This window comes from Mesorhizobium sp. CA8 (assembly GCF_020164955.1).
Lineage (GTDB): Bacteria > Pseudomonadota > Alphaproteobacteria > Rhizobiales > Rhizobiaceae > Mesorhizobium.
Map to the genome: position 1 here is coordinate 1 of NZ_JAIUHG010000009.1, position 24,880 is coordinate 24,880.

14 protein-coding genes and 5 pseudogenes are annotated in these 24,880 nt (G+C 59.5%); 3 read left to right on the plus strand and 16 right to left on the minus strand.

Translation table 11 applies throughout. From position 1 onward, the window contains the following. Nucleotides 1-117: 117 nt before the first annotated feature. The 7 genes and pseudogenes from LB553_RS12250 to LB553_RS12280 all read right to left on the minus strand — a co-directional run bounded on the left by LB553_RS12250 (nt 118) and on the right by LB553_RS12280 (nt 7,911). Nucleotides 118-1,158, minus strand: a pseudogene (locus LB553_RS12250) (quaternary amine ABC transporter ATP-binding protein). Further along, a pseudogene (locus LB553_RS12255) lies at nt 1,151-2,032 on the minus strand (ABC transporter permease). Before LB553_RS12255 ends, LB553_RS12250 begins: the two co-directional pseudogenes overlap by 8 nt. Before the next feature lie 85 nt (nt 2,033-2,117). Next, a pseudogene (locus LB553_RS12260) lies at nt 2,118-2,880 on the minus strand (glycine betaine ABC transporter substrate-binding protein). Nucleotides 2,881-2,973: 93 nt separating this feature from the next. Beyond that, complete coding sequence (locus LB553_RS12265) at nt 2,974-4,086, minus strand: ATP-binding cassette domain-containing protein (RefSeq protein WP_224513515.1); 1,113 nt, start codon at nt 4,084-4,086, stop codon at nt 2,974-2,976. Nucleotides 4,087-4,089: 3 nt separating this feature from the next. Then, a complete protein-coding gene (locus LB553_RS12270) occupies nt 4,090-6,069 on the minus strand; it encodes an ABC transporter permease (protein WP_224513517.1) in 1,980 nt (659 codons plus the stop codon). A 37-nt stretch (nt 6,070-6,106) separates the two neighbouring features. Next, nucleotides 6,107-7,066 (minus strand): ABC transporter substrate-binding protein, encoded by a 960-nt coding sequence (locus LB553_RS12275; RefSeq protein WP_224513519.1) that lies wholly within the window; start codon nt 7,064-7,066, stop codon nt 6,107-6,109. 45 nt (nt 7,067-7,111) lie between these two features. After that, nucleotides 7,112-7,911: pseudogene (locus LB553_RS12280) on the minus strand (SDR family NAD(P)-dependent oxidoreductase). Between the two features lie 229 nt (nt 7,912-8,140). Between LB553_RS12280 and LB553_RS12285 the strand changes: the two are divergent. Then, nucleotides 8,141-9,709 (plus strand): ABC transporter substrate-binding protein, encoded by a 1,569-nt coding sequence (locus LB553_RS12285; RefSeq protein ID WP_224513521.1) that lies wholly within the window; start codon nt 8,141-8,143, stop codon nt 9,707-9,709. Nucleotides 9,710-9,781: 72 nt separating this feature from the next. Here the strand turns inward: LB553_RS12285 and LB553_RS12290 are convergent, their stop codons facing one another. Together LB553_RS12290 and LB553_RS12295 are read right to left on the minus strand one after the other, a co-directional pair. Further along, nucleotides 9,782-10,957, minus strand: a complete 1,176-nt coding sequence (locus LB553_RS12290) for a cytochrome P450 (protein WP_224513523.1) — start codon at nt 10,955-10,957, stop codon at nt 9,782-9,784. Nucleotides 10,958-11,039: 82 nt separating this feature from the next. Then, nucleotides 11,040-11,618: a cupin domain-containing protein gene (locus LB553_RS12295; RefSeq protein WP_224513525.1), complete on the minus strand. Its 579-nt coding sequence runs from the start codon at nt 11,616-11,618 to the stop codon at nt 11,040-11,042. Between the two features lie 484 nt (nt 11,619-12,102). Here LB553_RS12295 and LB553_RS12300 point away from each other — a divergent pair, with 484 nt between their 5' ends. Both LB553_RS12300 and LB553_RS12305 read left to right on the plus strand, forming a co-directional pair. Continuing rightward, nucleotides 12,103-13,239: a DMT family transporter gene (locus LB553_RS12300; protein WP_224513526.1), complete on the plus strand. Its 1,137-nt coding sequence runs from the start codon at nt 12,103-12,105 to the stop codon at nt 13,237-13,239. Nucleotides 13,240-13,529: 290 nt separating this feature from the next. Next, a complete protein-coding gene (locus tag LB553_RS12305) occupies nt 13,530-14,522 on the plus strand; it encodes a PDR/VanB family oxidoreductase (RefSeq protein WP_224513527.1) in 993 nt (330 codons plus the stop codon). 95 nt (nt 14,523-14,617) lie between these two features. Here the strand turns inward: LB553_RS12305 and LB553_RS12310 are convergent, their stop codons facing one another. The 7 genes and pseudogenes from LB553_RS12310 to LB553_RS12340 all read right to left on the minus strand — a co-directional run bounded on the left by LB553_RS12310 (nt 14,618) and on the right by LB553_RS12340 (nt 24,854). Then, nucleotides 14,618-15,238 (minus strand): HD domain-containing protein, encoded by a 621-nt coding sequence (locus tag LB553_RS12310; protein WP_224513528.1) that lies wholly within the window; start codon nt 15,236-15,238, stop codon nt 14,618-14,620. Nucleotides 15,239-15,265: 27 nt separating this feature from the next. Further along, nucleotides 15,266-16,194, minus strand: a pseudogene (locus tag LB553_RS12315) (3-keto-5-aminohexanoate cleavage protein). Between the two features lie 37 nt (nt 16,195-16,231). Next, entirely contained in the window at nt 16,232-18,679 is a 2,448-nt protein-coding gene (locus LB553_RS12320) for a GcvT family protein (protein ID WP_224513529.1), read from the minus strand. Continuing rightward, nucleotides 18,676-21,126, minus strand: a complete 2,451-nt coding sequence (locus LB553_RS12325; RefSeq protein WP_224513530.1) for a GcvT family protein — start codon at nt 21,124-21,126, stop codon at nt 18,676-18,678. Before LB553_RS12325 ends, LB553_RS12320 begins: the two co-directional genes overlap by 4 nt. 223 nt (nt 21,127-21,349) lie before the next feature. After that, a complete protein-coding gene (locus LB553_RS12330) occupies nt 21,350-23,053 on the minus strand; it encodes an ABC transporter ATP-binding protein (protein WP_224513531.1) in 1,704 nt (567 codons plus the stop codon). Next, a complete protein-coding gene (locus LB553_RS12335) occupies nt 23,053-23,895 on the minus strand; it encodes an ABC transporter permease (protein WP_224513532.1) in 843 nt (280 codons plus the stop codon). The genes LB553_RS12330 and LB553_RS12335 overlap by 1 nt, the downstream gene beginning before the upstream one ends. 5 nt (nt 23,896-23,900) lie before the next feature. Beyond that, on the minus strand, nt 23,901-24,854 hold the full coding sequence (locus LB553_RS12340; RefSeq protein WP_224513533.1) for an ABC transporter permease: 954 nt from the start codon (nt 24,852-24,854) through the stop codon (nt 23,901-23,903). Between the last annotated feature and the right edge of the window lie 26 nt (nt 24,855-24,880).

Here is a 24,880-nt window from a genome sequence, read left to right on the forward strand (position 1 = left end):
CAGCCCTGTGCAGCTTCAGCCGATCCGACTGCATGGCAAACCTGCCAAGCAGGCGAGCCTTCTTGCCTTCAATCTTGACAGGGAACATGAGAGACTTCGAGGTGCTGAGCGGGCGCGTCAGCTTTCGGCAGGGGTCAACATCGCCGCAACCAGCGAATCGAGCGTAACCTCGCCGACTGCGCTTCCGTGACCATCGACTATGTGCGCGATGCGGCAGCCGGTCGCTGTCATCGCTTTGACGGCATCCTCAAGTGAGGCGTCGCCCTCTATTGCGGGCCCGACGGGTGGACGCCCACTGAGTTCACTCATGATCGAGGCGGCCTTCACCACCTTGCTGCGATTAACCTCGCGCACGAACCGGGCAATATAGTCATCGGCCGGCCGCAACATGATGTCTTGTCCGGTGCCTTGCTGGAAGATCTGTCCATCTCGCAGAATGGCGATCCGGTCACCCAGGCGTAACGCCTCGTCAAGGTCGTGCGTTATGAAAACGATGGTCTTTCTGATCTCTTTCTGGAGTTTGAGAAGCACAGTTTGCATATCGACCCGAATAAGGGGATCGAGCGCCGAGAAGGCTTCATCCATGAGCAGTATCGGCGCATCATTGGTCAGCGCTCGTGCCAAGCCGACACGCTGCTGCATGCCGCCAGACAGCTGATTTGGGTATCGATCCTCGAAGCCCTTCAGTCCGACGCGTTCAATCCAGCGCATCGCAGGCTCGAGCTGCCTTGCCCGGGTCAACCCTCGGATTTCGAGGCCGTAAACGACATTTTCGAGGACGTTTCTATGCGGCAGTAGCGCAAACTTTTGGAACACCATGGCGGTCTAGTTGCGCCGAAACATGCGCAATTCAGCACTGTTCATCTTGACGACATCGGTTTCACCGACCAGCACTTGGCCGGCGGTGGGGTCGATCAACCTGTTGATATGCCGGATGAGGGTCGATTTGCCGGAGCCGGACAGTCCCATGATGACCTGAACGGCCCCAGCTGACATATCGATGTTGATATCCTTGAGACCAAGCACATGGCCATGCCGTTGGTTCAGTTCTGCCTTGCTCATCCCCTGCCTGACAGGTTCGATGAAGGCTGCCCCATTCGGGCCAAAAATCTTGTAGAGCGACCTGATTGAGATGGCGGCGCCGATCTTGTCAGCCATGACCGACCTCGCGGTGACGCTGAAGACGCCTGCCAAAGGCCTGGCTGATGCGATCAAAGATGATCGCGATGCCGACGATGGCCAAGCCGTTGAAAACGCCGAGTGTGAAGTACTGATTGGAAATGGCTCTCAACACTGGCTGACCCAGTCCTTGGACCCCAATCATCGCCGCGATCACCACCATGGCGAGGGCCATCATGATGGTTTGATTGATGCCGGCCATGATGGTCGGCAGAGCGAGCGGCATCTGCACGTTCCTCAACTTTTGCCAATTGGAGGAGCCAAATGCGTCGGCGGCCTCCAGAACATGTCGACCAATCGGATTCCCAGATTTGTCAGCCGTATCATCGGCGGCACGGCATAGATAACCACGGCGATAAGTCCGGGAACCTTTGCTATTCGAGCAGCATGACGACAGGGATCATGTAGACGAAGCTTGGCATCGTTTGCATCACGTCAAGCACCGGGTTCACTACCCGCTCAAATCGGTCCGAACGAGACATCCCTATTCCGATCGGAATGCCCACCACTATTGCGATGACCGTGCAGACGAAGATCATTGAGATCGTCTTCATCGTGTCCTCCCACATTCCAAACAGCCCGATGACAACGAGCGTGGCGACGGAGCCGAACACCACTTTCCAACTGCGGCTGGCAAGCTAGGCAATCACGGCGATGACGAGGAGGAAAATCGGCCAGGGAGTGGCAAGCATCATTCGCTCGGAGTGAATCAAGAACGATTGAAGCGGGTCGAAGAACGATTCTATGCTGTCTCCATAGGCGCGCGTAAATCCGCGGAAACTCTCGTGACCGACTTCTTGAGAGCGGTAAGAAGCGCGTCGTTCAATGTCGGAAATTTTGAGAACCACTCCATGGGTGCATCTCGCAATCCTAGTGCAGAAAGCGAGGGGAAACGGCGACGTCAGCCGCCGTTCCCCCAAAGGTGAGCTACAATAGTCCTAGAGAGAGGCCTTGACCTTTGCAGCGACCTCCGGCGACACCCACTTGGTCCAGACGTCCGGCTGCTCTTGCAGGAAGTGTTTGGCACCGCCCTCGCCGGTAGCTTGGTTGTCAGACATCCAGGCTAGCAATGCGTTGACCGTCGCATTGCGCCAATTGCGATGTTTCAGATACTCAATTGCCGGGCCGGCCCGATCAGCAAATTTTGTCGTGACGATCGTCTGAACCGAGTCCTTTGGCCATTCGTTCGGCTGGGCTCCGGGCAGTCAGCGACGGTATTGCAGCGTTTCCATTCCGCCTTCTCAAAAGGCGGGTCCTCGGGCGACGGAAACAGTTCCGGATGCTTCAGGGCGTCCTGAATGGTCTTGATGTCGGGATGCGCGTCGGCGACATATCTGGGAATGAACCAGCCCTGCACGGCTCCATCGCTCAAGGCCTCTCCAACGGAGACGATCTTCTTGTCGTTCAGTCCCCGGTTCACAAGCTCCGGCTGCAGATCGACCCACCTTCCGGCGCGATGTCCGGCTGGCCCTTTTCGATCATCGAGGTCAGAGTTGGTACTGTGTCACCTTGCACGACTTGCGCGTTGCAGCCATAGCCAGCACTCAAGATGATCTTGTCGATGTTAGCCAGAACCTCGGCTGATTGCCACGTCATGCTCGCGATCGTAACATCTCCGCAGCTGTCTTGCGCATAGGCGGCGCCTATGCTGAAAGCACTCGCCACGGTCGCGAATGCGATGGTTTTGTATAAACGAAGCATGTGTTTCTCTCCCTTGAACTTCGTTGCTGATCGAGACACGCCGGTCTGTGCCGGCTTGCGTTGAGGCCGCGATTTCCCAATCGCACGCCTTCCTCACCCGTCGTTGGTCGACGGCACATCTACCCGTCCGACCTTGCCAGCCAGAACGCGAAGCGACGCAATCCGATCAAGCATGCCTATGATTGCACCGTTTCGCTGAACCGCGAATGGGGTGTCGCCTTCAACAATAAGCGGGGCGAATTGTTGAACCGTTTCATCGTGATCTGTGGTTGGCGCTCCCGCGTCGACCTGGCCGGAATGAAGCAGCAGTCTTTCTGCTTGCACGACCTTCGCGGGAGCGATCGATTCAACGAACCTGGCGACATAATCATTGGCGGGATCCAGGACGAGGTCTTGCGGCGTCCCTATCTGCACAATCTCGCCATCCTTCATGATGGCAATCCGGTCGGCCATTCTGATTGCTTCATCGAGATCATGGGTGATGAAGACGATTGTCTTGGCAAGTTCGCCCTGGATACGCAGAACTTCTCCTTGTAGATCGCGCCGTATCAGGGGGTCTAGGGCGGAGAACGGCTCATCGAGAAGCCACAATTCGGGATCCAGAGCAAGCGAACGCGCGATGCCGACCCTTTGTTGCTGGCCGCCGGACAGTTCGGATGGCCGGCGGTTCTCAAAGCCAGACAGTCCAACCATCTCGATCATCTGCATGGCGCGCTCGCGGCGCATGGTCTTTTGGCGGCGCTGCACCTCGAGCGGAAACTCGACGTTGCTGAGAACGGTCCGATTGGGCAGCAAGGCAAAGCTTTGAAAGACCATGCCCATCCGGTTGCGACGAAGCTCGACGAGCTCGGTGTCAGGTATCCGCCGCAAATCCTTCTGGTCAAAGAAGAGATCGCCCGTGGTCGGCTCGATCAACCATGGCAAGCATCGCAGCAAGGTTGATTTTCCGGAGCCCGACAAGCCCATAATGACGAACACCTCGCCTCTCGCGACCTCGAAGGTGGCTGCCCGGCCCGCCGCAACCCAGCCCCGTTTAGCCAAGTGTTCGCGAGATAAAGTGGGCCCGTCCGCCGAGGCAAAGTCGCGGGGCGCCGCCCCATAGACCTTCCAAAGATTTCGTACCGATAGCGCGCTCTGGTTCAGGGGTGTTGCTGGACGGTCCATAGCTGATTGCGATCGGGTGTTGTCGTTGAATCGTGCATTCATCAGCTACAACCTCACTCCGACGCTTGCTGCGGCATTGCGCGCAGCTGCCCGCATAAGCGAATCGGCAGCCAACGCGATCGCAGCGACAGCGAGCCCGGCAACCATGCCGTCTCCAACCCGCATGCGTGAAAGGGCGATAAACACTTGCTGGCCAAGATCGCGCGTACCCACCAGGGCAGTGATGACGAGCATGGCGATTGCCATCATGACCGTCTGGTTGATGCCTAGCAGCAGGGTCGGAAATGCCTCCGGCAAACGAATCCAGCGTAAGGTCTGCGAGGGACTTGCTCCGCTCATCCGCGCTAGTTCGAGGCGGCTCTCGGACACATGCGCGAACGAATGCATGGCGTAACGAACCGCTGGCGCGACCGCATAGCTCGTGATCGCCAACACCGCAGAAAAGTCGCCGTTTCGAAACAGCATGACAGCTGGAAGGAGATAGACCAGGGTCGGGAGGGTTTGAAGCGTGTCCAGGAACAGTTCGGCACCTGGCCGCCAGGACTCATGGCGCGCGAACCAGTAGCCGACCGGAACGCCGATCAGCAACGACAAAACGGCACCAAGCGACACCAGATATACGGAAACCACGGCAGGCTGCCAGTAACCCGTCACAACAACGAAGAAGCAAAGCCCAGCTACGAGTGCCCCGCAGCGAGGCCCGCCCAACCAGAGCCCCCATGCCGTCAGGAAGGTGACGACCAAGGACCACGGCAGGGCCAGAAGGAAATTCTTGGTTGGGTTCATGACGTTCAAAAGCGCGAAGGTCCTGATGCCATCCAGCACGTCGAACAGGTGGATGTTCATCCAGGTAACCAGTCCGTTCCACATTGGCGCAGTGGTCAAGTACGAATCTGCTGGCCAGGTCTGCAGTGCCGGGATCACCCATGTCGCCGCCAACGACAGGATCAGCAGACTGATTGCGGTGCTTCGCTTAACGGGCCATCGCAAGGAACTTGTTGGCGACGCCGAGATCAGGTGCCGAGCCATCGCCTGGCAGAAGCGGTCAAGAATGACAGCCAGCACGACGATCGCAAGTCCAGCCTCCAGAGCGTGACCAATGTCGAGCTTCCGCAGCATGGTAAGCACGACATAGCCAAGCCCGCCCGATCCAATCATGGAGGCCACGATGACCATGTTCAGGCAAGCCATTACAGCCTGGTTGATGCCGATAACGATTATCGGCATTGCCAAGGGCAGCTTGATCTTCCAGTAGGTCTGGCTTCGGCTGGCCCCCGTCATGACGCCGAGTTCGAGAGCTTCTGTCGGGACTGACTTAAGCCCTAGAATGGTGGCATGCACCATTGGCGGAAGCGCGTAGATGACCGTTGCCGCGAAGGCCGCACTTGGTCCATATCCAAGGAAGAGCAGCGTCGGAACCAGATAGGCGAACACCGGCACCGTTTGCATGACATTCATTGCGATCGCCACGGCTCGGTCGGTCGCACGGTTGTGCAACGCTGCGGTACCAATCGCCAGCCCCAGGATGATGGCCGCCACTGTCGAAATGAGAACGCTGGACAGTGTCATCATAGCGTCAGCCCAAAGGCCAAACGCTGCGACGTAGAGCAAGCCGAACGCCGCGGACAATCCCAGGCGCCAGCCGCCAAGTCGCCAACCCAACGCGCCGCTGATGGCAAGCACGGTGAACCAGCCAAGGGGAGGGACGATCGTGACCACATTCTCGCCGAAGCCTGACCGCCAGCCCGTCGTCAGCAGCACGTTGAGCGCATTCATCGGCATATCGACGATCCGGGCAGTGGCGCGCGTGATCTGCGATATTTTGACTGGCCCCAGCATTGCCTCACGCGCTAGCCAGTTCAGGAAGTCGCCAAGCCACCTGGCCAGCGGGAGGACCAACTGATCTGGATAGTCGAGGCGGGCTTGCGGCAAAAAAGGATGCCAGGCGGGCATCGAGACTATCGCGAGGAGCATCAGCAGGGCGGTGCAGGCAAGGAATATCTGACGATGGCCAGCGCTCAGCATGGCCGGCCATCGTCGAATTTTATTGCGTCAACCGTCTTCATTTCGCGCAGGACGTCCACTTCTGCCACGTCGGCTCGTTCTTGCCGATCCACTCGGCCGCAACGTCTTCTGCCTTCTTGCCATCGAGGTCGACTTCAGCGGCCATCTCGCTGAGCGTCTTGCTGTCCATATCGTAGGACTTGATGAATTCGTAAGCACAAGGCCACTTCTTTTCCCCTTCGGCCCAGGCCATCTTCTTGATCCAGCCTTCCGGTTTGCCGCAATCGTAAGCCTTGTCCTTGTTGATGCCCCAGGATGGATCCGAATAGCAGGCCGGCTCGTATTTAGGGAATTGCACCCATTCGCCTTTGAACTTGGCGGGCACCCAATGGGGCGTGTAGACCCACAGCATGATCGGCGCCTTGCGCTCATACGCCGACTGCAACTCGGCAAACAGACTAGCTTCCGTGCCCGCGTTCACCACTTCGAATGGCAGACCAAGCGCCTGGACGCGCTCAACGTCGAAGCCACCCCAGTCGACCGGACCCGACAGGTAGCGTCCCTTGGGAGCGGTTTCCGGCGTCGAGAACGCCTCCGCGCACTTGGGATCCTTCAACGCCTTCCAATCGGGAAGACCAGGGCATTTCTCCTTCATGTAGATCGGATACCACCACTCCTCCTTCGCAGGGGCCGACAGCGAACCCATATCGAGGATTTTCCCGGTCGCCAGGGACTTCTCGAATGCCTCGCGTTGCGTAGTGGCCCAGGTCTCCATCCCGATGGTGAGATCGCCGTTTTCGAAGGCGGGATAACGTGCCGAGTCGTCCGCGGGGACGTATTGGATCGTATAGCCGAGTTTCTGAAGTAGCTGGCCTGCGATCTGTGCCTGGACCACGAAACTCGTCCAGTTGCCGATCATCATGTTTATGGTGTCGTTCGATTCAGGAACACTTGCCGTGTGTGCGCTGGTTGAGGCGATCGCAAGCCCGAAGGCCAGAAGCGGAGCATAAGGACGCATTTCAGTTCTCCCATTAGTAATCCGGACAAAGTGGTTGTCTCGTCGTTACCCCTTTGCAAACCACCCATTGTCGACATAAAACGCCGAGCCGTTGATGAAGCTCGCTGCGTCGGACGCCAGGAATAGTGCCGCGCGCGCCACTTCATCCGGCTCGCAAAGACGGCCTTGTACGCCGGCTAGATCCGCTTCCGCCCATTTCTGGCCAAGGTGATCCAGTTCATCGACCTCGCGCAGGCCGTGCGCGGTCTTGACGAAGCCCGGCATGACACAATTGGCGCGAATGCCGCGGTCCCGATATTCCGTCGCGATCGACCGGGCGAGTTGGAGCACCGCCCCCTTGGTCATGCAGTATAACGCCTCAAAGGCAAATCCCTTCTCGCCGCCTATCGAAGATGTAATCACGATAGAGCCGCCGCCATGTTTCAGCATGCGGCGGACCACCTGCGTGCAAACCAGGAAGGCCGACCGGACATTGATGTTCATGAGCCTGTCGCAGTCTTCCTCCGTGGTCTCGTGGAATGGTCGAACAATGATCGTGCCGGCATGATTGAACAGCGTGTGGATCTGGCCGAACTCGCGGTAGATCGCCTGCAGCGCATTTTCCACGTCGACGCTCTTCGAAACATCCGCGCGAAGGAACCTCGCCCGTCCGCCTTCGTCGTTGATGTCGCGAGCCAGGTTCTCTCCAGCGGCGTGTCCAGGATCGCGACCGCCGCACCTTCACTTGCAAAGAGCCTCGAGGCCGCTGCCCCCATACCTCCAGCGCCTCCGGTAACAATGACGGTTCGGCCGGCAAAAGTTCTCCCGGTTGCGACGTGCCGTAGCGCTTCCGCCTTGTTCAGCATGCATTCCCTCTTAAAATGCGATAATGGTACAGGATATAGACCATTAGGACTTTCAATGTCCATCCCGTATAATCTCCATCACGATGAGGTCTTCGGATGAAGAAGGTTCGCGTGCTCCCGCGGCCCGTGTCGGCTTTGGACAAAATTTAGGCGGAAACCTTCAAAGCCACGCCTCTGGACTGTTTGACGCTCGCCCAAACGAATGGGCAATAAAGCCCTGGAGGAGAACATGAGCGAATTTCAAACAGACGGTTCGTGGCTGATTAACCGGCGGTCAGTGGTCAAACTGGGGGCCGCATCACTTGCAGCGTCGATGGTCGGCTTGCCGAAGTCCGCTCGTGCCGAACCCGAGAAAGGAGGCCATCTGCGCTTTGGCCTGCCACACGGCTCATCGGCCGATTCCCTTGATCCGGGAAAGATCGACAACGGGTTCTTGTTTGCTTTGGTCTATGCCGTTTTCAACAACCTCGTCGAGATTGACCCCGATGGCAAGGCGATCGGTGAACTGGCCGAAAGCTTCGAATCCGATGCGACGGCGAAAATTTGGACCTTCAAGATCCGCCCGGGTGTCGAGTTTCATGATGGCAAACCACTGAGCGTTGAGGACGTCGTCGCGTCCATCAACTTCCACAGAGGACCCAATACCAGCTCAGCGATGGCACCGTTGCTTGCAGATGTAGCCGACGTGAAGGCGGACGGCAGCGACAAAGTCGTAATGACGCTGTCGAGCGGCAACGTCGAGCTGCCCGGAGTGCTGGCCAGTCAAGGCTTCTTCATCAAGCAAGCCAAGGATGGAAAGATCGACGTAGCCTCGACCGTAGGTACTGGCGCCTACAAGCTGGAAAAGTTCGAGCCGGGGGTGATGGCCACGGGTGTGCGCAACGAACGCTACTGGAAGCAGGGGCGGGGGCATGCCGATCGGATGACGCTGCAGACCATATTGGACGCAGCGGCTCGCACAAATGCACTGCAGACAGGTGAAGTCGATGTCATTGACGGGGTCGATCTGAAGACCATCGGCCTCCTGAAGCGCAACCAGAAGATTCGAATTGATCGGGTAAAGGGTAATCTTCACTACACCTTTGCCATGTTTACGGATGCTGCTCCATTCAAGGACAACAATGTTCGGATGGCGCTGAAATTCGGCGTGGATCGTCAGCAGCTCATCGACAACGTTCTCTCCGGATATGGCTCGCTCGGCAACGACCATCCGATCGGCGAGGCCTATCCCGAAAAGGCTGCCTCACTGGAACAGCGCAACTACGACCCTGACAAGTCCAAGTGGCATCTCAAACAGGCCGGGCTCAATCAGCTGGACGTCTCGCTAAGCGCTGCTGACGCGGCTTTCACCGGCGCGGTCGACGCTGCCACGCTGTATTCGGAGAGCGCCAAGAAAGCGGGCATCAACATCAACGTTATACGCGAGCCCAATGATGGCTATTGGTCGAATGTGTGGATGGTGAAGCCGTTCTCAGCCGTTTTTTGGGGTGGTCTCGCGACGGCCGGCGCACAGCTTGAGCTTGCTTATGCCGCGAGCGCGGCATGGAACGACACGCATTGGAAAAACGGCAAGTTCAACCAGTTGCTGAGTGCATCGAAAACCGAGCTCGATACCGCCAAGCGCGTCAACCTGTTCTCGGAAATGCAGCAACTGATCCGTGACGACGGGGGAGCGGTGGTTCCGATGTTCGCCGATCTCGTCCTGGCGAGTTCCACCAAGGTCAACCACGGCAAGCTTGGCAGCCTTATCGGCATCGACAATTATCGGTTCGTCGAGCGCTGGTGGGTCGAACCCTAGACCGGGAAGAACCGGTAGCAGATAGGAGCCTTCGCGTAGCGGGGCTCCTACTCATCGTTCCTGCGCGTTTGGCTATTTCAGCGTAATGCGAACGTCGAGCTTGGTCACCCCGCTCATGAGCGGATTGTCCGACCACCTCACTGCATTGTCGCCCACGAGCTCCAGGGTGGCATGATGCTGGATGAGTGCGCCAACAAATGCTGCCGCTTCGCTTTTGGCCAGTATGTTGCCGAGGCAAGTGTGGATGCCGCGAGCAAATGACAGGTGGCGATTTGGCTGTCGCGCAATATCAAAGCGATCAGGCTCGACGAAAACCGAGTGGTCGCGATTGCCGCTGGCGAGCCAGGTGACGACGGTGTCGCCCTTGCGGACCTTCACGCCGGAGAGTTCACAATCCAGCTTGGCGACGCGTTCGGTCTCACGGAACGATCCGCGCAGCCTCAACGCTTCGTCTATGGCGCCCGACGCCAGTTCGGGAGCAATCTTCAGACGAGCATATTGATCTGGATGCTCAATCAACAACAAGAGCAGTTGCGAGAGCAGGTTCGTGGTCGTCTCGTTACCTGCATGCAATATGAACTTCGCCATCGAAACAGCTTCGTCCCGGCTGAGTTCCGAAGCCAACAACACGGAAAGCAGGTCATTTCGTTGAGAGCGGTGCGACTTGATCTTTGCCGAAAAGAAATCGGCCATCTCGTTGAGCGTCGCGCTTCCCGCCTGTTCCATCCAATCGTCAGGATGGTGCAGGAAGTTGGCAACGCCATCTATGCGGGCCAATTTCTCGGTCCATTCGCGCACTTTTGCGATCTCATCCTCTTCAATGGAAAGCATGAGACCGATCGTCGAGATCGTAAGCGGCGCGGCGATCTCGCTGACAAAGTCTATGACCTTGCCATTAGCCTTGGACAACAGGTTGGCCACCCGGCTCTCGATGGCGGCTTTCATGCCCGCCAGGGCCGCCGGCATGAACTGCCGCTTCACTGCGTTGCGACGACGCGTATGCTCTGGCGGGTCATCGAACAGAAGGATCATTGCATCGCCAAGACCGGCTTTGCGCACGGATTCTCCACGATCGCTTGACCACTTTTCGTGATCCTGGAGAACCGCCTCGCAATCGGCATAGCTGAATACCGAGACCAGGCGCTTCAGTGTATTGGTATGCACATATGGCTTGCCGGTCGCCCGCATAGCGGAAAGATGCTCGAACGGTGTCTGGGCGAATTCCGGCGACAGCGGATCGAATGTCATCAGCACAAGTCCCGATTTGCATGGGCTTCAAAAGGGGTGCGGCCGCTTCGAAGCGGCCGCCAAGCGCTGGGAGGATGCGCCACTATTTCTTGATACGGCGCGACTTGTGGAGGAAATCCATCTTCTCGGAGTCACCGAACTGAAAGGTCGCCATCCGATTATAGGAGTAGATCGGCAGATCCTGGACCGTCCACATGTAGGAATCCTCGGTTCCAGTGTTCCAATGCTCATGATAGGAATTTGACGGACACGAGAAAGTGTCGCCCGCCTCCCAATCGATGCGGTACTCGTTGATCGTCGAGTACCCGGTCCCGGAAATGACGTGATAGACCGAACCAGGTGTGTGTCGATGCATCTCGATGCACTCACCTGGGCGCAGCAGATGGACGGTCACCCACATGGTGGGGATGGTGGAATTGTAGTCGCTGTCGTTACCCTTCAGTGAGAGATAACGGGTGTTCCCGTCCCAGCGCCCGTCCTCCTTCATCGCAATGAGCTGCTTCTTGATTTCCTTCATCGACCAATGGGCAGGGCGCACTTCGAGCGGAAATGCACCGTCCATGTATTCGTTGTGGTTCTGCAACGACCCGGCGTCGGGGGCCACGGGAAAGAATTCAGTAGGCGTGGTGCTGTTGCGGCGCAGCGGCGGCTTGACAGTCATGACAGGCTCCTCGGGTCATGATGAGGACACTTATCCAGCTGCGACAGCCCTCCGTGCCCGTAACGGCTTCATCCTCCCAGAACAAACAATCTGAATTGTGCAACAGGCGACGCCGAGCGGGCGAAATGCGACGCGACACAAACACCTTTGGGCGGCTGCACGCCGCCATTCCTGCGACACCAAAGTGCATGGTTCAATCCGGATCCAGTCAGCTGCCTTGATAGTGGGAGGCCGCGGCCACTGCTGCGGCCAAGCCAGTCGGCGCTGCCAGCCGGGCCTGCGATTTGGACACCGCCGCGCCGGTCACCACACTTGCGGAGCTGGGCGCATACCTGCCGCAGAAAGCGCTTTGCCGAGATATGACACGGTAGGCGGCATATGGACGCCAAGTGCGTCAGGCGATTTCAGACAATCTGACGTCGAAAGTCACGGCGCCAAGGGCCCGCAATGATCTAGTGTCTCCTCGACTCAGGGGCCCGCGATCATGAACCGCAATACGCTTCTTGGCATTTCGTGCCTATGCATAGGGATATTTTCATTCTCAATGCAGGATGCCGTTCTCAAGGGCCTTTCTGGGAGGTTGCCGGTAACGGAAGCCATGACGGTTCGAGCAATGCTTGGCTTGCCGATACTAGGTTTAATAGTACATTGGACCGTCGGCTTACGTTCGATATTTCACCCAGTTCGGAAGATACTTATCGTGAGAGGGTCTCTTTCGTTTTCGGCCTTTATTTGCTACTATCTTGCGTTCCCCGCGCTCCCTCTGGCGGGTGCAATTGGATTATATTATACCGCACCCTTGATTATCTTGATATTGTCGTCCCTTTTCTTAGGAGAAAAGCTGAACTCCGTGAATTTGGCGTCGACCGCAATCGGTCTCGCCGGCGTTGCGGTCATGCTTAGACCCAGTACTGGTGTGTTCGAGCCGGCAGCGTTGTTATCTTTGCTTTCTGCGCTTCTCTATGGAATTTCGCAAATCCTTGCTCGTAGATTGGGTGGTGCTCTTAGCGCGCCGACCATGGCCTTTTATCAACACACGGTCTTTGCCTTGGGTGCGCCGTTCCTGGCATACATCATTGGCAACGTCGATTGGTCAGCCGTGACCCACCCGAGCATATTATTCTTGGTTCGCCCATGGGTATGGAACCCTTATGAAATTGGCGCGATGCTTTTGTGCGGTCTCTTCGCCGTGACTGGCACCTTGCTGCTTACGCAAGCGTATAGGGTGGCGCCGGCCAGCACGGTGACGATCTTCGAATACACCGGGCTGATTTGGGCACCCACCTGGGGCGCGCTATTTTATCATGAAATCCCAAGTGCCGGCACGATCTTGGGACTGGTCATGATAGCCGCGGCCGGGTTGCTCTCGGTGCTGGGACCTTCATGGCTGCTTCTCGTCCCATTACCCCAGAAGCCGAGTCCATGCCGGGATTGCCTCGAGGACAAAGCGGGCAGCCAGGTGTCGCGGTCGGGGCCTAGCTCGAGTGTGCGATCATTGAGAAGCTCGATGGACGCGCCGCCCACATCGGAAGGGCCCAAGCAGAATCCCAAATCCCACGCCTGCCCTGAATATTCGCCTGAGCGTCATCTCCGGGCCAAGCCTTCTCGCGGGTCCTGGTAGCTCGCGTCAACGGCGCGACAGTTTTCCTGATTCATGAAAAAGGGATGGCCGGATGCCGGCGTATTCGATCCTCCCTATGAGCCTACACCGAATTGCTCTGTCCTGGGTTCCAAGCTCGATCCAGACTGGCTCACCAAGACGTGCTCTATCCGTGAGTCGGCCTCGCGTTTTCATGGCCTTGATTGATATCGGCCGCATCTGCGGCGCAGAGCGCGTCGACTTCGCTCATTCATGTGTCGCATTCCGTCGGCAGTACGTGACGGCCAATGGTATTCGGTCCGAAGTTTAGAATGGACATGACACATACCATGGCTGGATCTTGGCGAAAGGTGCGCGTGTCTCGGATCACGTGCGAGACAGAAAGGATCAAGGCATTCGAGCTGACTCCGGAGGACGGGCAGCCTCTGTGGTCTTGGGCGGCGGGCGCTCATACTCGCGTCAAGCTGCCCTCTGGCACAGTCAGGCAATATTCGCTGGTGGGCGATCCGGATGATGTTTCGACATATCGTTTGGGCGTTCTTCGGGAACTGGCCGGTCGCGGCGGCTCCGCCGAGATGCATGAGGTCCTATGCGAAGGAGCCGTGATCGAGATTTCGGCTCCCATCAACAATTTTGCACTCGATGATGAACAGGTCCCGCATCTTCTGATTGCCGGCGGCATCGGCATCACGCCGATACTCAGCATGGCGCGTGTGCTGGCGAAGGAGGGGCGGGAATGGCGGTTGTTCTATTGCACCAGAACCCCTGCCGACACGGCATTCTTGCAGGATGTGCGTGCCCTGGAATCGCGTTGCGTCGAGTTCGTCCACGATGAGGGCGATGCTTCCCGGGGGCTGAACGTGCTGGATCTGCTTCGGTCGGCGCCCTTAGAAAGCCAAGTCTATGTATGTGGCCCACGCGGCTTGATCGATGCCGTCATTTACAAGGCGAAGGAAGCCAACTTCCAGGATTCGCGAATCCATTGGGAAGCGTTCACCGCATCCGGTACGCAACCCAAAGAAGAAAGGATCGCGGGCAGCTTCGAGATTGAGCTTCGCCGCTCGGACAAGATCCTTACCGTTCCACCGGACAAGACCATCCTCCAGGTCTTGCGTGCAGAGGGCATCCACGTCAAAAGCGTGTGCGAGGAGGGCTATTGCGGAACCTGCCTCACAGGCGTGCTGGAGGGCGTGCCGGACCATCGCGACGACGACCTGCTGACGCCTGAAGAGCGTGAGAGCAATGCGGTTATGACCGTGTGCTGCTCGCGTTCCAAGACAGCCAAGTTGGTTCTCGATCTCTGACCGGAAGCAGCCAAGCAAGACTGAAGTGGCCTTTGCTTGGCCCGGATCCATAGGTCGGGTCTAGCTTGCCAGGGACTGCAGCTCGGGCTTTGCGCTTATGCCGCCCTTTGGCTCGCAACGCCAGGATCGAGCATCGGCACGCGCTCCCCAACCCGTATCACCCCCGGATCGTAAGCCTTGCGGGCGAAAACCTCGAGCACGAAGGGCCGGAAGAATTCGACCGGCAGCGTCTCGTAGCCAGGGTCGAAGCTCGACTGGTCCCAGCGCTCGCAGAACTGGTCGCAGTCGTCGAAATAGGGGTGGCCGGCGAAGCGGTCGCGAGCATGCGGGTTGCCCCCCAGATGATGCGCGTAATAGAGGCGCTGGAAATCGCCGTGCTTTTCCACCACCCAGGTGCATTGCTCGCGCACGAAGGGTCTCAGGATCGAGGCAGCATACTCATCGTGATTATACGGTGCGTAAATGTCGCCAACGTCGTGCAATAGGGCGGCGACGACCCAGTCGGTGTCAGCGCCATCCTTCCAGGCGCGCGTCGCCGCCTGCAGCGAATGGCCGAGCCGGGTGATCTTGTAGCCGGAAAGCCCTTCGTCCAGCTGTACGAGGGCGTCGAGCAGGCGCTCTCCGGTTCCGGATGCGAATTCGGCCTCATGCGCCGCCAGAAACTCGTACTCCTCCTTGGTCCCGTCCTTCATCGCGGTGAATTTCACGTTATCCATTTCTTCCTCCGTTCGATCCGCAATTCTTCACGCTAAGGTTTGAGCTATCGGCGCCCGCTTGGTGAGGTTGAGCTTCTTGCGCACTTCCTCAGGCCCGAGGATACGCGCGCCGAGATTGGTGACGATGCTGGCTGCGCGTTCGACTAGCTGCGCGTTTGTCGCCAGCACGCCCTTGTCGAGCCACAGATTGTCCTCCAGGCCGACGCGGACATTGCCGCCGGCAAGCACGGCCGCCGCCGCATAGGCCATCTGGTTGCGGCCGATCGAGAAGGCCGACCAGTTCCAGGTCGAGGGCACGTTGTTGACCATCGCCATGAAGGTGTTGAGGTCGTCCGGCGCGCCCCATGGCACGCCCATGCAGAGCTGCACCAGCGCGTCCGGGTTGAGCACCTTCTCCTCGACCAGCTGCTTGGCGAACCACAGATGGCCGGTATCGAAGGCCTCGATCTCGGGCTTGACACCCAGCGCCGTCATCATGCCGCCCATGGCGCGCAGCATGCCGGGCGTGTTGGTCATCACATAATCGGCCTCGGCGAAGTTCATCGTGCCGCAATCCAGCGTGCAGATCTCCGGCAGGCACTGGCGCACATGTTCCATGCGGTTGGTGGCGCCGCCCATGTCGGTGCCTTTTTCATTGAGCGGCAGCGGCGCTTCCGGCGAGCCGAACACCATGTCGCCGCCCATGCCGGCGGTGAGGTTCAGCACCACGTCGACATTGGCTTCGCGGATGCGCGTTCGGTCACCTCGCGGTAGAGATGCACGTCGCGCCTCGGCTTACCGGTCTCTGGGTCGCGCACATGGCAATGGACGATCGCCGCACCCGCCTTGGCGGCGTCGATCGCCGAATCGGCGATCTGCTTGGGCGAGCGCGGCACATGCGGGCTGCGGTCCTGCGTGCCGCCGGAGCCGGTCACGGCACAGGTAATGAAGACCTCGCGGTTCATCGCAAGCGGCACAGTCTTTCCTCCCAGATTCTCCGCAGATCGGAGCGGGCTACATCCTCACCCGTTCCGCCTTCGGGTCGTACATCGGCTTCAGCGAGGCTTCCGCCGCAAATCGCTCTCCCGCGATCTCGACCTCGTAGGATGAGCCAAGCACATCCGCCTCGCTCTCGCCCTGGCAAGGCACGTAACCCAGGCCGATGGCGCCGCCCAGATGGTGGCCGTAATTGCCTGAGGTGATCGGGCCGACAATCCGGCCGTCGCGCAGGATCGCCTCGTTGTGGAAGAGCAGGGGCTGCGGGTCCTTGAGGCGAAATTGCACCAGCCGGCGTGACAGGCCGGCCTCCTTCTTTCTGAGCACGGCGTCGCGGCCGATGAAGCCGGCTTTGCTCGTCTTCACCGCAAAGCCGAGGCCCGCCTCCAGCACATTGTCCTCGTCGGTGATGTCGTGGCCGAAATGCCGGAAGGCCTTTTCGATACGGCAGGAATCGAGCGTATGCAGGCCGCAGAGTTTCAGGCCGACATCTGCGCCGGCTTCGGTGATCGCCTCGAAGACATGGGCCGCCTGTTCGGTCGAGACGTAGAGTTCCCAGCCAAGCTCGCCGACATAGGTGACGCGGTGGGCGCGGGCGAGACCCATGCCGATCTCGATCTCCTGGAAAGTGCCGAACGGATTGGCCTCGTTGGAGAAATCGTTCGGGCTGACCTTCCGGATCAGTTTTCGCGCTTCCGGACCCATGATGCAGATCACGGCTTCGGCCGCGGTGACGTCGGTGATGACGAGGAACTCGTCGGCGACGTGCTTTCTCAGCCAGGCAAGGTCGCGCTGCAATGTGGCGCCAGGCACGACCAGCAAATAGGCCGTCTCCGACAGCCGCGTCACGGTGAGGTCGCTCTCGATGCCGCCCCTGGCGTTGAGCATCTGCGTGTAGACGATCTTGCCCGGCGCGACCTCCATGTCGTTGGCGCAGAGCCGCTGCAGGAAGGCGCAGGCATCGCGGCCTTCGACGCGGATCTTGCCGAAGGAGGTCATGTCGAACAGGCCGACGCCGTTGCGCACCGCGAGATGTTCCTCGCGCTGGTTGTCGAACCAGTTCTGCCGCTTCCAGGAATAGCGGTATTCGCGCTCCTGGCCTTCGCGGGCGAACCAGTTGGCGCGCTCCCAGCCGGCCACTTCGCCGAAGACGGCGCCGCGCGCCTTCAAATGCTCGTGCAAGGGCGAGCGGCGCACGCCGCGCGAGGTCGCCATCTGGCGGTAGGGGAAGTGGTCGGCATAGAGCAAACCGAGCGTTTCGGAGACACGCTCCTTGAGGTAGCGGCGGTTCTTCTGGAAGGGCTGGGCTCGGCGTATATCGACCTCCCAGAGGTCGAAGGGCGCCTCGCCGTCATTGATCCACTGCGCCAGCGCCATGCCGGCGCCGCCGGAGGAAACGATGCCGATCGAATTATAGCCGGTCGCCATCCAATAGCCGGAGAGTTCCGGCGCTTCGCCGAGATAGTAGCGGTCGTCAGGGGTAAAGCTCTCGGGGCCGTTGAAGAAGGTATGGATACCGGCGGTGCCCAGCATCGGCATGCGGTTGACGCCCATTTCGAGGATGGGCTCGAAATGGTCCATGTCCTCGGGCAACTGGTCGAAGCAGAAATCCTCGCGGATGCCGTCCATGCCCCAGGGCTTCGCCACCGGCTCGAAGGCGCCGAGCATCATCTTGCCGGCATCCTCCTTGTAGTAGGCGCACTCGTCCGGCACGCGCAGCACCGGCAGGCGCGACAGGCCGGGGATCGGCTCGGTGACCAGATAGAAATGCTCGCAGGCATGCAGCGGGATGGTGACGCCGTTCTGCCGGCCAAGCTCGCGCGCCCACATGCCGGCGCAGTTGACGACGATGTCGGTCTCGATCGTGCCTTGCTCTTCGCCGTGCGCCCACGAGACGCCGGAGACGCGGCCGTTCTTCGTATGGACCTTGGTGACCTTGACGTTCTCGATAATCGCAGCACCCCGCTGGCGCGCGCCCTTGGCCAGGGCCATTGCGATGTTGGCGGGATCGCACTGGCCGTCGAGTGGCAGATGCACCGCGCCGACCACATCCGAGACGTTGAGATGCGGGTACATCTCCTTGACCTCGCGCGGCGAAATCTCGCGCACGTCGACGTCGAAGGCGCGGGCGAGCGATGCCTGCCGATAGATCTCGTGCTTGCGCTCCTCGGTCAGCGCCACGGTGATCGAGCCGACCTGGCGCATGCCGGTGCCGACGTCGGTCTCGGCCTCCAGCTTGACGTAGAGGTCGGCCGAATATTTCGCCAGCCGCGTCATGTTCTGCGAGCCGCGCAACTGGCCGATCAGGCCGGCCGCGTGCCAGGTGGTGCCTGAGGTGAGCTGCTTGCGTTCGAGCAGCACGATGTCGGTCCAGCCGAGCTTCGCCAGGTGATAGGCGACCGAGCAGCCGGAGACCCCGCCGCCGATGATGACGGCGCGGGCTTTGGTCGGGATGGTCCTGATCATGCTCGCAGTCTTTCGTTCTTCGGGTCGAACAGGGGCTGGTCGGGATGGACGACAGCCTTGCGCCGTTCGCCGTAGATTTCGACCTCGACTTCAGTCCCAGGCTCGGCCAGCTCTGATCGCACCATGCCTAGTGCAACGGATTTGCCGATGCGGTAGCCCCAATTGCCTGAAGTGGTTTCGCCTACGACCTCGCCACCATGCCAGATTGTCGACATGTACGGCGCGTCGGCATCGCCAGCGTCGACGGTCAATACCACGAACCGCTTGACCACACCCTGCTGCCTCTCGTTCTCGAGCGCGCCCTTGCCCCTGAAGCTCGGCTTGGTCCAATCCACGAAGCGCTCAAGCCCTCCCTGCAATATCGTGTAGTCGGTCGACAGATCACCCTTCCAGGTGCGGTATCCCTTTTCGATGCGAAGGGAATCCAAGGCCTCCATCCCGAATGGCTTCAGACCGAAATGCTTGCCGGCGGCCCACACGGCGTCGAACACCACTGCAGTGTCGGTGACGGCCGTATGGATCTCCCAGCCAAGTTCACCGGCAAAGGATACGCGAACCAGCCTGCAGGAGCGCTCCGCGATCTGGGCAACTTGATGCGTCAGCCAGCCTTTATGGAGATCGGCGTTGCTTGCAAGTGCAAGGATGTCGCGAGACCTCGGACCAGATAGGATCTGGCAGGTGAAGCGGTCCGTCACGTCTTCGAGTTCGAATTGTCTTTGCTCAGGAAGGTTCTTTTGCAACCATTCCAAATCGTGCCACTGGGCGGTGCCCGCGGTGATAAGATAGAAGTCGTCGTCATTGAGGGCCATCACCGAGTTCTCGGTAACGATGCGCCCCTTGTCATCGGCAAAATAAGCCAGGCCGAGGCGACCGGGCTTGGGCAGCTTCCCGGTTATCAACTCCGCAAGCCACGCAGTGGCGCCGGGGCCCTTGACGCGATAACGGGAGAAGCCTGGCAGATCGAGGATACCGGCTGCTTCGGTGACAGCGCGGCATTCCTCCTCGATCCGCCGCTGCCAAGGTCCAGCGCGGTTCCAGGTCTGCGTGGCAGCTTCCGATGTGTCGTCACCGACCTGGGCGTACCAGGTCGCACGTTCCCAGCCATTGAAGGGTTTGAACTGGGCGCCGAGCGCAGCGATACGATCATTGATCGGTGATAGTTTTCGGTTGCGTCCGGCCGGCCAAGCATGCTTGGGAAAGTGCATGGCGTATTCGTTGCCATAGATCTCCATGCCCTTGGCGACGCAATAATCGGGCGCCGAGGCGAAGCTGGTGAAACGGCGCGGATCGCAGGACCACATGTCCCACTCGGTCTGGCCCTCCGTCACCCATTCGGCGAGCACCTTGCCGGCACCGCCACCTTGGGCAATGCCGAAGGTGAAGACGCAGGCCTCGAAGGCGTTCGGCACGCCGGGCATCGGCCCGATCAGCGGGTTGCCGTCCGGCGCGTAAGGGATCGGCCCGTTGATCACCTTGGAAAGGCCGGCGGTGCCGAGGATCGGCACGCGGGCGACCGCGTCGGCCAGGTAATGCTCGAGACGGTCGAGGTCGTCGGGGAAAAGCTGGAAGGAAAAATCCTCCGGCATCGGATCGTTGTGGGTCGCCCAATGCGCGCGGCAATTGCGCTCATAAGGGCCGAGATTCATGCCGCTCTTTTCCTGGCGCAGGTAATAGGACGTGTCGACGTCGCGCAATAGTGGCAGCTTGTGGCCCTGCTCCTTCGTCCAGGCGGCGAGCTCGGGAATCTCCTCGAACAATATGTACTGGTGGCTCATCACCATCATCGGCACATCGCGGCCGAACATTTTGCCGACTTCGGCGGCGCGGTAGCCGGCGGCGTTGATGACGATCTCGCAGCGGATCTCGCCCTGCGGTGTTTCGACCACCCATTCGCCGTTCTCGCGGCGAACGCCGGTGACTGGGCAGAAGCGGATGATTTTCGCGCCCATGTCGCGCGCGCCCTTGGCGAGTGCCTGCGTCAGCTGCGCCGGGTCGATGTCGCCGTCGCTCGGATCATAGAGCGCGCCCTTCAGATCGTGCGTCTCGATGAAAGGGTAACGGCGCTTGATCTCGTCCAGCCCGACGACGTCGATGTCCATGCCCTGGTAGCGGCCCATGCCCTTGGCGCGCTGGAATTCCTGCATGCGCTCCTTCGTATGGGCGAGCCGGAGCGAGCCGGTGACATGGTAGTTCATCGGATAGTCGACCGCTTCGGCTAGTCCCCGATAAAGCTCGGTCGAGTAGCGCTGCATGTTCATCAGCGACCATGACGAGGAGAAGGTCGGCACGTTGCCGGCGGCATGCCAGGTCGAGCCGGAGGTCAACTCGTTCTTTTCCAGAAGCACGCAGTCGGTCCAACCCGCCTTGCACAGATGATAGAGCGATGAGCAGCCGACGACACCGCCTCCGATGATCACCACGCGCGCATGTTCTGGAAAATAGGACACTGGTCACCAATGAGGTTTGAAGTTGCTTGGATGGATCTGGGGTAGTCTGCCGGGATGTGAGAAACTGCTCGCAGTCTGAGGAGGCTCCCCATGGATTTCCTCGTCAGGCTAGGAAACACGGCAGGCTCTGCCCCAGGCACCAGGGCCTCAACGTAACGATGCGCCCCAGGGCTGTGCGGCAGAAATCGACGTCCCATCACCCGAAATGGACGCCCCACTCAGCTCAGCTTGGCGAGGTGCCGCGCTGGAGAAGCGCGTAGACGTTGCTACGTTGGGCTACGTCGCCGTCGGGAGCCTTTGCGGCGCGACGGCCAAGAAGCTCGGAAAGCCAATCTGGGTCCATTTGCGGAACCGAGCTCAGAAGCAATTCCGTATAAGGGTCATGTGGCGGTGCGAAGACCTTTTCAATCGGTCCGGCTTCCACGACCCTGCCTGTCTTCATAACCACAACGTCATGCGCAATGGCGCGGACCACTTCGAGATCATGGGTGATGAATATCATTGCCACTTTCAACTGCTGTTGCAGTTTGAGCAACAATTGTAGAATCTCCTTGGCCACCAGCCGGTCCAGGGCACTTGTGACCTCGTCGCAAATCAGGACCGAAGGGTTGGCGGCGAGCGCGCGAGCGATACAAAGCCGCTGCTTTTGCCCGCCCGACAACTCAGAGGACCGGCGGTCGAGGAATGTCTCGGGATCCATCTCGATCATGCGCAGCAATTCCTCGACGCGATCAAGGCACTTGGCGCCCGTCATTCCGAAATAGAACTTAAGCGGTCGCGACAGGACCTGCCGCACCGTATGGCGCGGATTGAGCGCGGTATCGGGCATCTGGCTGACAAGCTGGATCTGCCGCAACAGATCACGCGTGCGGTTGCGATAGCTGGCGGGCAGAGCCAATGCCTTGAACAACACTTCGCCGTCGGTCGGAGCCAGCAGGCCTGTGATAACCCTGGCCGTTGTCGATTTTCCGCTTCCCGATTCGCCCACCAGCGCGACTGTCTCTCCTCGCCTGACGTTGAAACTCACGTCATCGAGAACCTTCTGGGCGCCATACTGCGCATTCACATTCTTGATGGTCAAAACCACCTCGGCACCAGTCTCGCCGCCAGGCTCCCTTGGAATGTTGGTGACGTTGAGCAGCTCGCGGGTGTATGGATGCTCAGGGCTACTCAACAACTTGCGAGTGTCCGCGAATTCGACGACCTGTCCGTGGCGCATAACAGCAATCCGATGCGCCATCTGCGCGACCACTGCGAGGTCGTGAGTGACGTAGACGGCGGCGGTGTTATAGCGCTGGACGACCTCTCGAATAGCCGCCAGCACCTCTATCTGCGTGGTGACGTCCAACGCGGTCGTGGGCTCGTCGAAGATCAGCAGGTCCGGTTGGCAGACCATTCCCATGGCAACCATGGCGCGCTGGAGCTGACCACCGGAGACTTGGTGGGGGAAACGCTCCCCAATTCGTTCGGGGGCAGGCAACCTCATGGTGCGGTAAAGATCCACTGCCTTGGCGCGCGCATCGAACCGCGTCATGATGTGTTGATCAACCGCAGTCTCGGTGGTCTGCAAAAGCAGGCGCCATGCCGGGTTGAAGGCCGCCGCAGCAGACTGGGCAACATAGGCCACGCGCGTTCCCCAGTTCTCTCGCAACTCCTTTTCTTGCAACCTTGTGATGTCGACACCATCAAAGTGGATCGACCCTGCTGTGAAACGCACGCCTCCGCGGGTAAAGCCCATGCATGCCAGTCCAAGTGTGGATTTGCCGGCGCCCGATTCTCCGATCAGGCCGACCACCTCGCCGCGATGCACCGTGAGGTCAACACCATTGAGTATGGTGGTTGTTCCCTCCTCGGTCGCGGCCTTGACGACCAATCCCTTGATGTCGATCAAAACGCTGCCTGGCTGTCCTTGGTCGCGTCTACGCATCACACTTCCTTCAAACCGCTTGCTCGATGCAGGAACCAGTCGACCACGAGGTTGACCGCCACCGTGAGCACAGCGATGGCCCCCGCTGGGATCAGGGGCGTGATATCGCCGAAGCCGATCAGCGTGGCGTTGTCGCGTACCATTGCACCCCAGTCCGCGGTCGGTGGCTGGATACCAAGCCCGAGGAAGCTCATGGCACTGATGAAGAGAAAAACGAAACAGAACCTCAGCCCGAATTCTGCCGTCAAAGGTGGGATCGTGTTCGGAAGGATCTCGCGGGTGGCGATCCACCACAGACCTTCGCCGCGAAGCTTGGCCTGTTCCACGAAATCGGCAACGACGACGTTCATCGCGAGCGCTCGTGCCACACGATAGACCCGCGTCGATTCCAGCAGGGCAATGATGATGATCAGAACGGCAATCGATGACCCGAATACGGTCAGCAGCATCAGCGCGAAAATCAGAAGCGGGATTGCCATGAACAGATCATTGACGCGCGAGATCACGACGTCGACCTTGCCGCCAATGACAGCGGCGGTGAAACCGAAGCTGCACCCCACCAGGAAAGCAAGGATGGTGGCAATGATCGCAATGGCAATCGTGTTGCGCGCTCCGTAAATGACGCGTGACAACATATCGCGTCCGATGTTGTCGGTCCCCAGAAGGTGAACGGAGGTCCAAGGATCGTATTGCGAACCCACAACCTCGGCCTCACCGAAGGGCGCCAGCAAAGGCGCGAAAACGGCGACGATCACGTAGATCAATACGATCAGCGCTCCGATGCGCGCCGGCCAATCCATCGCGGCTAGCAGTCTGAAAGGGGCAGCCAGGATTTTCTTCATTTTGGTCAACGTGGATGAAGGACGCGAGGATTGCCCACCATGGAGACGATGTCGGCGAGCAGATTGAGAACGATGTAGATCACCGCGAACAACAGGGCGCTGGCCTGCACGACCGGCAGATCGCGCTTGGCAACGGAATCGACGAGCAACTGGCCCATGCCCGGATAGACGAACACCACCTCGACCACCACCACGCCCACCACGAGGTAGGCCAGGTTCAAGGCGACGACGTTGACGATCGGCGCCACTGCGTTGGGCAGTGCATGAAACGTGATCACCTTACGGGGCGAGGCTCCCTTGAGCCTGGCCATCTCGATGTAGGGACTGGCCAGGACATTGATGATCGAGGTGCGTGTCATGCGCATGATGTGGGCGGCCACCACCAATGTTAATGTCAAGGCGGGCAGGAGAGTCTTGTCGAGCCTTTCCGACAGGCTTATTGCCGGATCGACTATGTTGGAAATGCTCGGAAAGATCTCCAGCTTCACAGCCAGGAAGAAGATAAGCAAATAGGCTATGAAGAACTCCGGTAGGGAAATGGCGCTGAGCGTCGCAATATTGGCGAGACGGTCGAAAGCGCCATTCCTGTACAAGGCAGTCAAGAGACCAAGAGCCAGCGACACCGGGATGGCGATCACCGCAGCGACGCTCGCAAGGAAGAGCGTGTTGCCGATACGCGCCGCCAACAGGTCCGCGATCGGACGGCCGTTCGCCAGTGACTTGCCCAGATCCCCGTGCAGGACAGCCCAAAGCCACGTAAAATATCGCTCATGCAACGGCAGGTTCAGTCCGAGCTGATTGCGCAAGCTCGCCACCGTGTCGGGCGTCGCGCTCTGACCGAGCAGTTCCTGGGCGATATCTCCGGGGAGCAGATTTACCATCAGCGTGATCAGGATCGAAACGGCAAAAAGCGTCACGACCCCCCAGAACAGGCGCATCAAAATCAGACGTAGGAGCATTTTTTAAGGTCCAGGTTCGCTTCGCT

Excerpts from the sequence above, each read along its gene's own strand:
- LB553_RS12335 (WP_224513532.1), bottom strand. The coding sequence starts at position 23,895 with ATGAAGAAAATCCTGGCTGCCCCTTTCAGACTGCTAGCCGCGATGGAT.
- LB553_RS12320 (WP_224513529.1), bottom strand. The coding sequence starts at position 18,679 with ATGATCAGGACCATCCCGACCAAAGCCCGCGCCGTCATCATCGGCGGC.
- LB553_RS12330 (WP_224513531.1), bottom strand. The coding sequence starts at position 23,053 with ATGCGTAGACGCGACCAAGGACAGCCAGGCAGCGTTTTGATCGACATC.
- LB553_RS12295 (WP_224513525.1), bottom strand. The coding sequence starts at position 11,618 with ATGACTGTCAAGCCGCCGCTGCGCCGCAACAGCACCACGCCTACTGAA.
- LB553_RS12300 (WP_224513526.1), top strand. The coding sequence starts at position 12,103 with ATGAACCGCAATACGCTTCTTGGCATTTCGTGCCTATGCATAGGGATA.
- LB553_RS12265 (WP_224513515.1), bottom strand. The coding sequence starts at position 4,086 with ATGAATGCACGATTCAACGACAACACCCGATCGCAATCAGCTATGGAC.
- LB553_RS12305 (WP_224513527.1), top strand. The coding sequence starts at position 13,530 with ATGGACATGACACATACCATGGCTGGATCTTGGCGAAAGGTGCGCGTG.
- LB553_RS12310 (WP_224513528.1), bottom strand. The coding sequence starts at position 15,238 with ATGGATAACGTGAAATTCACCGCGATGAAGGACGGGACCAAGGAGGAG.
- LB553_RS12275 (WP_224513519.1), bottom strand. The coding sequence starts at position 7,066 with ATGCGTCCTTATGCTCCGCTTCTGGCCTTCGGGCTTGCGATCGCCTCA.
- LB553_RS12340 (WP_224513533.1), bottom strand. The coding sequence starts at position 24,854 with ATGCTCCTACGTCTGATTTTGATGCGCCTGTTCTGGGGGGTCGTGACG.
- LB553_RS12285 (WP_224513521.1), top strand. The coding sequence starts at position 8,141 with ATGAGCGAATTTCAAACAGACGGTTCGTGGCTGATTAACCGGCGGTCA.
- LB553_RS12290 (WP_224513523.1), bottom strand. The coding sequence starts at position 10,957 with ATGACATTCGATCCGCTGTCGCCGGAATTCGCCCAGACACCGTTCGAG.
- LB553_RS12270 (WP_224513517.1), bottom strand. The coding sequence starts at position 6,069 with ATGCTGAGCGCTGGCCATCGTCAGATATTCCTTGCCTGCACCGCCCTG.